Source organism: Streptomyces sp. 130 (assembly GCF_007096885.1).
In the GTDB taxonomy this organism is placed as follows: domain Bacteria; phylum Actinomycetota; class Actinomycetes; order Streptomycetales; family Streptomycetaceae; genus Streptomyces.
The window spans coordinates 66560-79804 of record NZ_VJNO01000002.1 but is presented as its reverse complement, the minus strand read 5'-3'; the positions used below and the strand labels follow the sequence as shown (position 1 = coordinate 79804).

Here is a 13245-nt window from a genome sequence, read left to right as displayed (position 1 = left end):
CCGCCGGCTGGCGCCCGTCGTTGCCGCATCGAGACCGTTCCGCAACGCTTTCGTCCGGTCCGGACCGCCCCCTCGCACGTCACATCCACACGTGCTGACGTGACGACACAGGGGGTACGGCATGGCACACCGCACACGGAAGTACCGGGCCGGAGCAGGGCTGCTGCTCGCGGCGGGCGTCCTGCTCACCGGCTGCTCGGGAACGGACGACGAGGGCGTGACGACCACCGACAAGCGGCGGCCCGTGGCGCCCGCGCCCCCCCTACACGGGCGGGGCGAAGAACGACGAGGGCGGCGCGGACCGGCTGAAGGAGACCGCCCGGCCCGACTACCTCTCCACCTTCGCGCTGGACGTGGACACCGCCTCGTACGGCTACGCCCGCCGCACCCTCGCCGACGGCCTGCTCCCCGGACCGGAGACCGTACGGCCCGAGGAGTTCGTCAACAGCTTCCGCCAGGGCTACCACCGCCCCGAGGGCAACGGCTTCTCGGTCTCCATGGACGGGGCCCGGGCCGCCGGCGAGGACGGTGACTGGTCGCTGGTCCGGGTCGGCCTGGCGACCAAGGCGGCGCCGGCCACCGCCGAACGGCCCCCGGCCGCCCTCACCTTCGTGGTCGACGTCTCCAGCTCGATGGACTCGCCCGACCGGCTCGGCCTGGTCAGGACCTCGCTCGGCATCCTCACCGACGAACTGCGCGACGACGACTCGATCAGCCTGGTCACCTTCAGCGACGAGGCGGAGACCGTCCTGCCCATGACCCGGCTGAGCGGCCACAGGCGCGAGATCCGCGACGCGGTCGACTCGCTGGAACCCGCCGCCTCCACCAACGTCGGGGCGGGCATCGAGCGCGGTTACGAGGAAGCGGTGGAGGGCCGCCGCAAGGGCGTCAACAACCGCGTCGTCCTGCTCTCCGACGCGCTGGCCAACACCGGCGACACCAAGGCGGACGACATCCTGGAACGGATCGCCTCGGCCCGCCGCGAGTACGGCATCACCCTGTTCGGCGTGGGCGTCGGCAGCGACTACGGCGACGCGTTCATGGAGGAGCTGACCAACAAGGGCGACGGCCACACCACGTACATCGCCGACGAGGAGCAGGCCCGCAAGGTCTTCGTGCACCAGCTCCCCGCCCACCTCGAACTGACCGCCCGGGACGCCAAGGCCCAGGTCGCCTTCGACCCGGAGACCGTCGAGAAGTTCAAGCTGCTCGGCTACGAGGACCGCGAGGTCGCCGACGACGACTTCCGCGACGACACCGTGGACGGCGGCGAGGTCGGCCCCGGCCACACCGTCACCGCCCTGTACGCGGTGCGGCTGCGCGACGGCGCCTCCGGCCATGTCGCCACCGCGACCGTGCGCTGGCTCGACCCGGAGACCCGCGAGCCGCACGAGAAGACCGGCTCCGTGGCGACCGGGGCGATCACCGGCAAGCTCTGGGGCGGCCGGAGCTCCCGCCTCCAGGTGACGGCTGTCGCCGCGTACTTCGCGGAGAACCTGCGCGGCACCGGCCTGCCGGGCACCCCGGGCCTCGGCGAACTCGCCGACCGGGCCGAGAGGCTGGCCAGGACGACCGAGGACGCCTCGGTCACGAAACTGGCCGACGCCATCGGCCGCGCGGACCGGCTGAAGAGGAGCGGTCACACCGTGGAGGACGCGGGCGAGGGCGAGATGGACTGACGGGGAGGAGCCCTGGGAGAGCGGCGCGCTCTCCCAGGGCTCCGGCGGCGTTTACGCCGTCACTACACGGTCCGCGCTAGCGTGCTGTGCCCCGCGGAAAAAGGAGCCTCCCCCGGGGGGAGGTCCGGCGCGGACGGCTGCGCCGAGGCGCCCCCGGCAGGACTCGAACCTGCGGCCAAGCGCTTAGAAGGCACTTGGTGGATGGGGGAGTGGGGTCCCTCTGACCTGGGCGAATGTGCTCAGTCGCTGGCCGCTCCCGAAAACTTCGGGCGTTTTCGGGACGGGCGTGCAAACAGTAGCGGCCATAAGCCTGCCGGGTTGGAGAGCTGCCGGTTGCTGGTAGCCCTCCTTCCTCGGCGGTGGAACGAGACTAAAATGGAGTTGCTCTTCGGTCTGCGCGGCGTCATGCAGAGCGTCGCTCAGTGCCTGCTCTGCCTTCGACTCCCCTTTCCCGGCAAATTCTTTGAGGTGGGCGTGGAGGGCGGGGACGCGGTAGTGCCGGGCCAGGCGCGCGTGGCCGCGGATCTCCTCGCGGGCCTCGGCCGGGTCGCGGGTGTATTTCAGGAGCAGTGGGCGGCCGAGGAGTCGACGGGGCTGAGCAGGTTGCGGGTGAAGCGCCGTACCGGACCCAGGCGGAGGAGAGACTGGAAGGTCATGGCCTCACCCCGTTGAGTAGTTCGATGCAGACCTGGGCCAGTGCGGCTGGCGGGAAAGCGTCCATGTGGATGTTCGTGTCCGGAGTGATGGCGTCGCGGACGGGGCAGAGGTCGCCCTGGTGCATGCGGTCGGACAGGTCGGTGGCGACGGCGTGGTGGTGCGGCAGGCCGGTGCGCCACTTGCTGTGGCTGTGGTGCGCGTACAAGCCGATGTCGGGCGGGGAGGTTCCGTCCCGGCCGGGGGCCATTGCGGCGAGGTGGGTGAGGCCAGTGTCGTTGTCGACGCTCAGGTGGCAGTGCGGGAAGAGTTCGGCGAGGTGGTCGGCCGGAGGCGGAGGACCTGCACGTGGCGTCGGGGAGCCTCCGCGGTGATGCGGAGGCCGTCGCCCGGGTTGCCGCCGATGAGCAGCAGCCGGGCTTGGGCCTGGTGGGCCTCGGCGACGTGCTCGGCGAGGGTGATGTAGCGCTGGGCGGTGTAGTCCTTGCGCTCCGGACAGCTAGTGGCGGTGATGGCGGCGAGGTTCAGGCCACCGAGCGCAGTTCCTCCACGAGGTTGTTCGGGCCGGTCGCGAGGGTCGGAGCGAAGGGTGCCGTGTCGGGCAGGCGGATGCCGAGGCGGCGCTCCAGGGCCAGGTAGTGGCGGGCCGGCAGGTCCGGGTGGGCTCGACCGTCGCTCGACCAGCACGGTGGAGCGGCCGGGTCGAGCACCAGGCTCACCGCTGCCTCCGAGCCGTGTGCCTCGATGCCGGGACGGTCGCCGATCACGGCACGCCAGCCGCTGGGCGTAGTGGCCTAAGGCTGCCGGATCAGCCCGGTGCGGGCGATGAGCCCCGCGTACGGACCCGCCGCCTGAACAGCCACGCGGACTCACCGCAGCCGTAGCCAGTCGAGGACGGCGCGGACACCCGACAGGGCGAGGAGGGTGTCGCCGAGCTTCCCCTCGAAGGCCCCCATGACCTCACCGCACCCGCTCAGGCGGTGGACGAGCTCGGCGGAGGCGGCAAGCGGGAGCGGTGCGCCGATGGGGAAGCAGTCACGGTCGTACTAGAGCGGGGTGGTGTGCACCGCCCCGGCGGGGATGACCAGGGAGCCGTGGTGGAACCGGATCCCCGCCGGGGCGACCGCTGTCACGCCGCGCCCTCGATTGTGGTGAGCGAGACCAGCGGCAGACCGAGGTCGGCGAGCAGGTCGCGGGCTCCGCGGGTGGTGTCCTCCACCAGGCAGGCCGCCGCCAGCGGAACGGCGCCGGCCTCGCGGAGGCGGCGGGTGAGGTCGGCCAGGGTCCGGCCGGTGGTGATCTCGTCGTCCACGATGACGATGCGCTGGCCGGGGGGCGATGCCGTACGCGAAGACGTCGGTGCGCATCGCGTGGGGCTCGCTGAAGCGAACTGCGCCGCCGAGCGGGAGGTGCAGTTTCCAGGCGATCTTGTACGGGAGGTGGGCGGCGCCGGCGAGGGAGACGGTCGGCAGGACGCCGCCGGCATCCAGGCCGAGGAGGAAGTCCACGGAGTTGAGCCCGTCCGGCACCTGTTCCTGGAGCAGACGCCACAGGTCGGCCCCGGTGTTGGCGAGTGCGTCGGGGTGGATCGGGTCCTCCAGGCCGTCGAGGGAGTGGATGACGCGTTCGCGGCGGCTCGTGGCTCCGACGCTCAGGCGTTCGACGATCCGGGCGGAGAAGGAGGGCACGGCGATGGTTTCGGGCATGGCGAAGCTCCTGTCGGATGGAGAGGGAGGAAGGAGAGGGGAGGCCGTTCAGGCGGCGAGCTGGGCGGCGTACCAGGGGAGGAGCTGGTCGACGGCCGCGGTGACGGGCTTGAGAATGAGTTCGGTCTCCCCGTCGCGCCGGCGCTGGGGATCTCCGCCAGGGAGGGCATACGGGAGGCCGCGGGCGAGGATCCGGTCGGGGCCCGACTCCCACTGGTTGTGCTCGCGCAGGAGGAGGCGGCAGCCGAGCACGAGGTGCTTGTAGGGCTGCCGCAGGGTAGCCGGTCCCCGCGTCGGCCCGTAGGCGACGCATGGTCAGGACGACCTGGGGAAGTTCACGGACGGCGGCGAAAGCAAGCTCGTCTCGGCTGATCGTCGGCAGTTCGAGGTCGGGTGTGGCGTGCAGGACGGGACTGTCCTGCTGGAACTGGTGGAGGACGAACGCCAGGCGCGGGGTGAGGTGCCGACCGGTCAGTTCGCCGGGCGTGACGAGGGTGGGGCCGAGGGAGGCCGCACCGTTCAAGGCAGTCCGGTACTGCTGCAGGGCCTCCTGGACCCGGCCGATGGCGTCGTGCTCGGCAACCAAGAGGAGGTCCAGGTCGGACCAGCCGGCGATCCAACCGCCCTCGCCGCAGCTGCCGGTCAGGGCGGCAAGCCGTACGCCAGGCCCGTATATCCGTACCGCGTCCGTGAAGTCGGCCGTCGCCGCCCGAAAGGCCGTCCTGCCCGAGCACGAGTACGACTCGCCCGTCGGTAAGCGCGTGTACGACCTCCGCCACACCTGCCTGACCACCTGACTCAACAACGGCATCCCGCCCGCCCAGGTCGCCGACTGGGCCGGCGACAGCGTCCCGGTCCTGCTCCCCACCTACGCCCGCTGCATCACCGGCCAAATCGCCGAACTCCAGCAGCACATCGAAGGGCCCCAGGCCCCCCGGACCACGGTTGCCTTCGAGCGTCGGCCCTGTTCGTGCCGCAGTCTCTTCGGCGAGAGACGCTCGGGCACGGTGACGCTTCGACGGACGCTTATCGTGCGTTGCCGACCGAGCGGCGCCTTGAAGGCCGTTGGGCCCGATAGGCCGTCGCGTGACGCGCCCGGTTACTGCGACCAGTGGGAAGGATGCCCAAGGAGCCTTGCAGCTGGCTGCAGGTGGCTCTGTCAGGGGCGGGTGGCACCATAACCCGCATGGATCTCGTACACCCGCTCGATGGCCTGGACGCTGTGCCCTGGGCTTCTTCCTCCCACGCGTACGGCAGCGCGGAAGACCTTCCCGACCTGCTCCGGGCTTTTACAGGTACGGACGCCGCTGCGGCGTCCGAAGCGTTGTCGGAGCTGTACGGGAGCGTGCTGCATCAGGGGACGGTCTACGCGGCCAGCGCGGAAGCGGTGCCGTTCCTCGCCAGGATCGCGGCGGCGGGCCACCGTACGGCTGACGTCCTGGGGTTGCTCGGTGGCATGGCCGAGAGCGAGGACGAGTACGGGGTGGCGCCGGGTGGTGTTCGGGCGGCCGTGGCCGCGCAGTTGGAGCTGCTTCTGCCGTTGCTGGCCGATGCCGAGTCGGACGTCCGGCAGACCGCCGCCTGGGCGGTTTCACACACCCGCGACGGCAGAACCGCCCTGCCCGCCCTGGAGATCCGCTGGGCGGAGGAGACAGAGCCCGCAGTCCGGGCCGAGGTCCTGGCCGCGATCGCTCGGCTCGACCCGGAGCGTGCAGCGGCTGAGGCGGTTTCCGTCCTGGACCCGTCCCAGCCTGCCGTGGTGCGGCTGGCCGCCCTCTTCGCCTGCCTCGACTCAGGCGCTCCGTGGTCTGATTCCCTGCACGCGACGATGCTGTCGCTCCTGCCGGCCGACTCCTTGCGCTCCGACTTCGACCTCGAACGCGGCGAGCCGCTGGCCGCTGTCGTCGAGGCTCTCCTGGGGCGGGATCACGGACCGGAGCGGGAGGCGGCGTTCGCCCTGGTCGACGCGGCCCTGCGCGACAGCCGGGCCGAGGTTCGGGCCGAAGGCACCTGGGCAGCCGACCGCGCCTGCATGCTCTCCCGCAGTGCCCCGCAGCAGTTGGCGGAGAGCCTGCGTGCGGCGGCTGTCGACGACAAGGCAGTGGTGGACATGGCGTCTCTCCTGGCGCGGCTGGGCCGCGCCGCCGAACCCGCTGCGGACGTGCTCGCCCCTCTTGCCGGACGGAACCTGGACCGGGAGGACGATCATGCCGACCGTGCTCTGGCCGCACTCGTGCTCGTCGCACCCGAGCAGGCTGCCCCGCTCCTCGCCGCCGGCCTCGGGCACCGCCCGCGTGCCCTCGACGCAGCGACCGGACTGTGGGACGCGGAGAGCGCGGCCTTCCCGTTCGACAGGGAACTCCTCGATGCCGTTCGCTCCCGCCTCTCCCAGCCCGCGGCGCTCAGCGGCAACGAACCATGGCAGCTGACCAGCCTGTTGGCCGGGTGGGGCGCCGAGGCGGCGGCTGCGCTGCCCGAGCTGTGCGCAGCGATCCCCCATATTCCCGGCCAGGCCACCCGTGCCCTTGCCTCCGTCGCGGCAGACTGCGCTCCAGCGGATCGCGACACGGCCGTCACCGCGCTGCGAGCTGCAGCACAGCGGGACGTCCTCCCGGCGGTGAAGGCCCTGTACGACCTCACGGGCGAACCCGCGCCGCTACTGCGATGCCTCGAACAGGAACTCGGCCGGGGTGGCCGCGACCCGCGCAACGCAGCCAGGACCGCTGCCGTACTCGGTTCCTGCGGAGCGGCTCTGGCACCACGCCTGCGTGAGGCGCTCAGTGATCCGGGCAAGGACACCACGCTCGCGCTGGACACGGACACGGCCCTCGCCGAAGCCCTGTGGCGCGTCACAGGAGACCCTGAACCTGTCGTCGCCGTCCTCGCGTCGGTCTTCGACCGCGCCGCGCAGAGCCAGTGGGCCCGCTGGTCGGTGGTGAGGGCCGCCCGGGCGACCGCGCTCCTCGGCCCCGCCGGCCGTCCGCTCACCGCCAGGCTGGAGGCGGCCCTCAGCGATCCGGTGCAGGCGCCGGCCGTCGTCCTGGCCCTCGTAGCCGTGGCGGACCCTGCCGCTCTGGACCACGCCGCACTCGCCTCCGCCGTCCTGGCCTCGGCCGAGTGGGACGCCGATCCGGCAGGGGCCTGCGACGCTATGGAAGCCCTCGGAGGCGCAGCCCTGAACGGCGACCACCTGCGCCGACTCGAAGTCCTCGCCGACGGCGACGCCCGTGTCGTCCGCTCGGGAGTCGAGAACCGCATCATCCGCCAGGACGAAGCCTTCCGGGGCCGCGCCCGAGCGCTCCTCGCCACGTTCAGGAACGCCGCGACGTCCTGAGCGGACGACCACGAGCGTCGTGCCGGCGGCGCGGGACGTTCCCCTGCGCCCCGGCCTACTCGGGCGCCCCGGTCGACTTGGGTTCCGGCATGTGAACGGGTATGACGCCGAGAACGAGGTTCTCCATGGCCTCGGGCATCCGGCCGAATCGGGCCGGCCAGTCGTCGACGACGTACAGTTCACCAGGTACGCGCAGTGCATCAGTGGCCAGGAGCAAGACCTGCGGCGGCGGCCCGACGAGATGCGGAACGCCTCGGCCACCTTGGCGGCATGACAATCGAGAATGGGTGGGTCACCGCTCTCGCCGGTAGGGATCCGTGTACGGCTCCATGGACTGGCGGACCTCGTCCCGGACCGGGTCCATGAGGGGCCCGGGGGCGTAGTAGCGGGCGCGCGCCTTGCCATGGGGGATGAGCCAGCCGCGGGTGACGAGCTCGCGGATGTCGCGGATGGCCTGTTGGTCGCTGAGGTCGGCGTCCTGCTGGTAGACCGTGCGGCGGACCTTCGCGTCCGAGAAGGCGGGTAGGAGGGCGTAGACGACACGCTCGTCCATGCCCGTCGCTTCGACGGATTCGACCAGACGGGTCCAGGCGCGGGACATCACGTCGAAGCGCCGCTGGGCCTGCTGGGCCTGGCGGTGGTGAGCGGTCAGGCAGAACCGGATCCAGGGGCGAGTGTCCCGTTCGGGGCTCCAGTGCGGGCCGCCCACATCCTCCAGGACCTGGTAATAGGCGTAGGTGTTCTGCCCCCGGCCGAGCCATTCCTCGATGGAGGAGAATTCGGGCGGCATCAGGGCCTCGCGGGAGAACACGAGGGTGGACAGGGCACGGGACATGCGTCCGTTGCCGTCCTTCCATGGGTGGATCTTGACGAGGTTGAGGTGGGCCATGGAGGCGCGGACATGGACGGGGGCGTGGAGGTCGCCCTCGTTGAGCCAGTCGATGAACTCCGACATCAGCGCGGGGACGTCTGCATGGTCCGGAGCGGTGTACGCCGGGACCAGCGGATCGTCGGGGCTGGTGACGTAGACGGGTCCGTCGCGCCAGCGGCCGGGGCGCTTGTCGAGGTGGTGGCCTTGGAGCATGAAGTGCAGGCCGTTGAGTAGGCCGGCGTCGTAGCGGAAGTCGTCTCCTGCGTCGGCGAGGGCCTGGATGTAGGTCATGCCGCGCTGGTAGCCCTCCAGCTCGGCGCGGGTCCGTTCGCCGGTCTCCAGCGGTTCCTCGCCGGACATGAGGGCTTCTACGTCGTCGACCGTCGCGGCGTACCCCTCGATGGTGTTCGACCCGGCGATCGCGCGGGCGGTGAGGTTGCGGCGCAGCTGGCGGGTCCAGCGAGGGGTGGCGCGGAGCATGTGGCGCAGGGAGCGGCGCATGCTCTCGATCTCGTCGAGGGCTCGCTGGTCGTCGGCGTCCAGGGAGGGAGTCGCATACAGCATGACTCAATGACATGATAATTGTGTCACGAAGTCAACCTGGCGCTGATGTGAGGCTTTGCCCGGGTCCGCAGCTCCGTCGCTGCTGTGAGCTTCTGGCTGTGGCGTGCAGCCTCCCCTTCTTCCGCAGCGCAGGTGGTGGATGCAGGCATTAGCCCGGCTGACCCGGTCGTGAAGGTCTTGCCCATGAGCGGACCGGACGTGCATTCGGCCCCATCGGGTGACGGAAGGGGCGCAGTGGGTCGACCTCGGCCCAGGGAGTGAGTGCAGCTGCCGGGGCGCCGCGTTTGGGGAGCCAGGTGGCAAGCCGCCGCCAGACCCCGCCGGCGTGGAACGGGCGGTCGTCCGGCGTTTTGGAGAGAAGTTCGAGCGCGGGTTTCCAGGTCCCGAGGGGTGTCGGGACACGGGTTGCGCAGAGGGGCCGCAGCCCAGCCGTGCTGTCTGTGGATCTCCTGCCCACCGAGCGCCGCTCGCGTACGTCACGGCCGGACAATACGCGTACAAGTCAGGCCGACCACCCGGACGGCCTGCCCGCACCGCCGGACGGCCATGCTCCCCACGGAAGATCGGGCACGTCGGGGCCGTGGCCCCCAAATCAGGCGCGCATGCCGACCTCTGGAGCTTCACGTCTCTCTACGCCACCACACGTCGCGGCGCCCGGGCGTCCGCCGCGTCGCCGGGGACTGGCTCGCCGTGCCCCAGTCTCCGTACGATCTTCGAGACGGCGGCCTCATCACCACTGTCACCTTCCTCATCGCCGAGCCGACCGCGAACGCCTGGGCGACAGGTGACCGACGCCACAACACCCCGGTAGTACTGGCGAGTCGGGGCGTGGATTGTGCCTCGTCGAGGCGCTCGCTGACGACTGGCGGGACACGGCCCGCACCACCCCGGAGACAAGATGGTGTGGGTCGTGTGCTGCCAGTGAGGGGCGATGGTCGAGTCAGAAGCGAAACCCGAACAGTCCGCCTTCGTCGTAGGCGTCGGTCAGGCGGGGCTCGATGAGGTAGGGGGAGGGGTCGAAGCCGCCCAGGCGGGCGCGTTCCAGCTTGTCCGAGTTGAACGTCACGATGTACTGGAGACCTTCCTCCTCGGCGACCTCGGACGCCAGCATCAACGCCTCAGTCACCTGGCGGTCGTCCACCCCGTCGAAGAGATGGCTGTCGTGGACTAGGAAGCCGGGCCCACGGTCGTGGCGGAGGGCGATCACCGCGGTCGTGAGATCAAGGCAGAAGATCACCATTTTGTTGATGCCGACGCTGCCTTGACTGTCGACATGTGCGGAGATTTCCAAGCTGCTGGTGCCGGCCCTGATGGTGAGGTATGCCTGTCGGTCCTGTCCGTAGAGGCGGCGAGCGAAGCGAGCGAAGAGCCAGGTGGCCTCCCGGGTCTGCTCGCCGCGCTCCTCCAGGTCGAGCTCCAGTTCCTCCTGGAGCTCGACGCGCTGCGCCGTGATCTCCCGCTGGCTGGCCTCCATGAACTGCGCCGTCTCATGCTGTTTGCGCAGCGCTTCGAGCGCCGCCTGTTTCTGGGCAAGCAACTGCTGGAGCGCCGTGAGGCCGTCGAGGGCACCTCCGTCGCGCAGTGCGCTCAGTGTCTCGGTGAGCTCCTCACCGAGACGGGCGCGCTCGTGTTCGCGCGCCGTGAGTCTGGCCTGCGTCTCCTCGATCTCGTCGGCGAGGTAGCGGCGGCGGTTGCGGACGATGGACGCGTGGAAGCCGCGTACGTCCTCGAAGGAGCGGTGTACCCGGTCGGGCAGAACAACGCCCATTTCCCGGTACATGGCGTCCACGTACGCCGTGTCTGGTTCGTTTGCCTCCTCCACCGCCCGCCGTAGTTCCGCCAGGTTCCGACGGTCGATCACGTCCTGCTCCGGGAGCGAGCGGACTCTCTTGTCCAACCCGTCGGCACGCGCCTGAAGTTCTGCGTAAGCGGGCACAACGCGGAAGGAGGCAATTTGCTCGCGGAGCCGGTTCACGTCACCCTCCGCGACGATGATCCGGCCGCGCAGGTCCGCCGTCGTGCCAACGACCTGGTGCCAGGACGGGTCGTTCATCGCTGACCGCAGCTGCCGTCGGGTCGCTTCCCGTGCGGCGATGTCGCGGTAGCCGGCGGCGAGCCGCCAGTCCAGGCCGAGGAGGTAGGCGAGGTTGGCCGCAGCCTCGGCTGTCGGCTGCTGCGGATAGGTCCGCACCGGGTCGTTGAAGGCGTGTGATCCGACGCGGCGTACGAGAAGCGACAGCAGGGCGCGCCCCGAGATGCCGGGGTGGTCGGCGGGCAGCCGGAAGAGGTTCGTCTCGATCCGTGTTCTCCACTCCGTCACAGGCATCTCACGGGTGAGGTTGAACGCGAAGAGCCCTCCGGCCTCGCCCTCGATGCCGTCTGGAGCGTCGGTCAGGACGATGCCCTGCTGGGCACCGCGCCTGCTCACTCGTACCGGCTCCTCGTGCCCGGGCCAGTCCATGGTCAGCGTGAAGAGAGTGCGCCGAAGCCGGGTGTGGCCGGGCAGGCTGCGTTTACCGGCCTGAGCCCCCAGGGTGAAATGCAGCAGCTCTACCAGGCTGGACTTGCCGGTGCCGTTGCGACTGTCCGTCTTTCTCGACCCGGGGTGGGCCTCGGCGACCAGAAGATTGAGACCGCGCCGGAACTCAACGGGGCGGAACCGAGGATCGTCAGCGCTCAGACGACGCAGCATCGTCCCTCCTTCTGGTCGGCGAGTCGGCTCGCCTTCTCGTCAGCAGATCGTCGCGGAATTCGATCACACCGAGCGTGTACAGCACATCGAGCCCGAGGACGAACCACTGGAAGGAGACCGGAGAGTGGTGGCCGAGCCGGACACGTTCGGCGCGGAATCTCGACCAGGTCTGGGTAACGGTCATCGGCATGTCGAGGACCCGCAGGATCTGCGCACCGACGGCGAGCAGGGAGCGGTCCGGGGAGATGCCCTTCGTCGGCGTGATCACGCAGCGCTCCGGTCCACCGCGCCCGGAATCCAGCCGTCGGGTGGTACGTCGAAGACGTCGCACCGCTGGAAGAAGTGGGCGATGACGATCCAGGCGCAGTACATCGAGTTCAGGCTCGGTGCGGCGTTTCCGAGGATGTACTCCTGCAGTGCGGCCCACAGCCTGTCCTGGTCATCGGTGTCGGCTCGGACCTGGTCGTAGTACACCCGGAACCCCTGGGCGACCCGGTCCGCCTCGTCCGGTGCACCGAGCCCGGCGTAGTACCCCTCGACGAGGTGGCTATGCCCGATCCCCTGGATCAGCGCGCCGCGGACGTCACCGGACAGACCGTTCCACTCGATCTTGTACTTGTTGACTTCAGGGAGGGCCGCGAGCGGCTGCGACGTGCGCCGCTGCTCACCGAGCCGGGCAAGCAGCGCCTCGAGATCGGTGAGTCCGATGCCGTACGTCTTGTCCTGGACCGGCAGCTCACAGCCGAGGAGATCTTCCGTGGCGATTCTGTCCAGTCGCATGACGTCGTTCCACAGGCGGTGCCAGCCGTAGTGCTCCACCCGGCGCGGGCGCAGCTTTTCCTGAGCCTCGGACATCATCACGCTCAACTCCGGATGCACGCCCTTGAGATCGTTGACCGCGAAGCGGAAGATGTCGAAGGCATCCGGCCGTTTCACGAGCGCCTTCTCCAGATCCGAGGCGAACTTGCGCTTGACCCGGGCGATGTCGTCGGTCTGCGGTGAGTAGCACGCCCAGAGCACTCGGTCCCACAGGAGCAGCCCGTCGGCGCCCATGTCGCCGAGATTTCCGTGTGTGCGTACGGGCACGAAGTCGGGGTGCCGCAGGCTCAGAAGCTTGTGGATCAGCTGCTCGAAGCTCTCGCCCGGTATATCCGTGAGCTGCTGGCGCAGGGTGAGCTGTGCCAGCATGCGCTGAGTGAAGTCCACGTGGTCGATTCCCCCGTCGAAGTGGTCAGACTCTGCCGCGAAGAGCGCTCAAGGAAGTGCCTTCGTCCGTGTGCCAGGCATCCCAGCCGTTGGCCTTTGCTCCGGTCACCGCCTCGCACGCACCGGACGGCGAGGTGCAGATCCGACCGTCCTCCAGGCGAAGGCTTCCCTCGGCGGTGATGTGTGCGTGGTGCTCCTGGCCGAGGTTGCGGCGGCGCCAGGTCAGCCGCTGCCCCGGCCGTAGCAGTCCTGATGTGATCAACTTGGCGAGCGCGCCTGGCTGGATCGTCACCTCGTCCAGGGCAAGCAGGCGTCTCAGCACGCTGTTCGGTGTGTCGATCAGCGGCTTGGCCTCGCGCTGCAGGCGCGCGAAGACTTCTGCGTCAACGGTAATGCTGTGCTCGGGCACCCCTCCTCCTTTCTTCGGAGCATTTCTCTCTCCGATTTATGTCGAGAAAAAAAGTTGTACCGGCCTCGCGATGGGTTGTCAACCCTCGGTGTGCGGAGTGCGGGCTATGGCTTGTCTGATCCTGAGCTGA

11 protein-coding genes and 1 tRNA gene are annotated in these 13245 nt (G+C 69.8%); 2 read left to right on the top strand and 10 right to left on the bottom strand.

The features are described from left to right. Nucleotides 1–353: 353 nt before the first annotated feature. A complete protein-coding gene (locus FKN01_RS02585; protein WP_260696745.1) occupies nt 354–1679 on the top strand; it encodes a von Willebrand factor type A domain-containing protein in 1326 nt (441 codons plus the stop codon). 148 nt (nt 1680–1827) lie between these two features. Here the strand turns inward: FKN01_RS02585 and FKN01_RS32410 are convergent. The 5 genes from FKN01_RS32410 to FKN01_RS32925 form a co-directional block, all read right to left on the bottom strand. Then, nucleotides 1828–1910 (bottom strand) — tRNA-Arg (locus FKN01_RS32410). 421 nt (nt 1911–2331) lie between these two features. Further along, on the bottom strand, nt 2332–2625 hold the full coding sequence (locus tag FKN01_RS32940) for a hypothetical protein (protein ID WP_260696753.1): 294 nt from the start codon (nt 2623–2625) through the stop codon (nt 2332–2334). Between the two features lie 232 nt (nt 2626–2857). After that, nucleotides 2858–3100, bottom strand: coding sequence for a hypothetical protein (locus FKN01_RS32935; protein WP_260696744.1), 243 nt, complete (start codon nt 3098–3100; stop codon nt 2858–2860). Between the two features lie 362 nt (nt 3101–3462). Next, entirely contained in the window at nt 3463–3819 is a 357-nt protein-coding gene (locus FKN01_RS32930; protein ID WP_260696743.1) for a phosphoribosyltransferase family protein, read from the bottom strand. 268 nt (nt 3820–4087) lie between these two features. Continuing rightward, on the bottom strand, nt 4088–4291 hold the full coding sequence (locus FKN01_RS32925; RefSeq protein WP_260696742.1) for a hypothetical protein: 204 nt from the start codon (nt 4289–4291) through the stop codon (nt 4088–4090). 934 nt (nt 4292–5225) lie between these two features. Here FKN01_RS32925 and FKN01_RS02555 point away from each other — a divergent pair. After that, nucleotides 5226–7373: a hypothetical protein gene (locus tag FKN01_RS02555; RefSeq protein ID WP_143616049.1), complete on the top strand. Its 2148-nt coding sequence runs from the start codon at nt 5226–5228 to the stop codon at nt 7371–7373. Nucleotides 7374–7665: 292 nt separating this feature from the next. Here FKN01_RS02555 and FKN01_RS02550 read toward each other — a convergent pair whose 3' ends face one another. The 5 genes from FKN01_RS02550 to FKN01_RS02525 form a co-directional block, all read right to left on the bottom strand. Continuing rightward, the gene (locus FKN01_RS02550; RefSeq protein WP_185992715.1) at nt 7666–8808 is read right to left on the bottom strand and encodes a Fic family protein; all 1143 of its coding nucleotides are present in this window, start codon (nt 8806–8808) and stop codon (nt 7666–7668) included. 940 nt (nt 8809–9748) lie between these two features. Beyond that, nucleotides 9749–11500, bottom strand: a complete 1752-nt coding sequence (locus FKN01_RS02540; RefSeq protein ID WP_143616048.1) for an ABC-three component system protein — start codon at nt 11498–11500, stop codon at nt 9749–9751. Beyond that, complete coding sequence (locus FKN01_RS02535; protein ID WP_143616047.1) at nt 11478–11768, bottom strand: ABC-three component system middle component 6; 291 nt, start codon at nt 11766–11768, stop codon at nt 11478–11480. The genes FKN01_RS02540 and FKN01_RS02535 overlap by 23 nt, the downstream gene beginning before the upstream one ends. Beyond that, nucleotides 11765–12706: an ABC-three component system protein gene (locus FKN01_RS02530; RefSeq protein ID WP_143616046.1), complete on the bottom strand. Its 942-nt coding sequence runs from the start codon at nt 12704–12706 to the stop codon at nt 11765–11767. The genes FKN01_RS02535 and FKN01_RS02530 overlap by 4 nt, the downstream gene beginning before the upstream one ends. A 25-nt stretch (nt 12707–12731) precedes the next feature. After that, nucleotides 12732–13115 (bottom strand): DUF4357 domain-containing protein, encoded by a 384-nt coding sequence (locus FKN01_RS02525; protein WP_185992713.1) that lies wholly within the window; start codon nt 13113–13115, stop codon nt 12732–12734. Nucleotides 13116–13245: the final 130 nt, after the last annotated feature.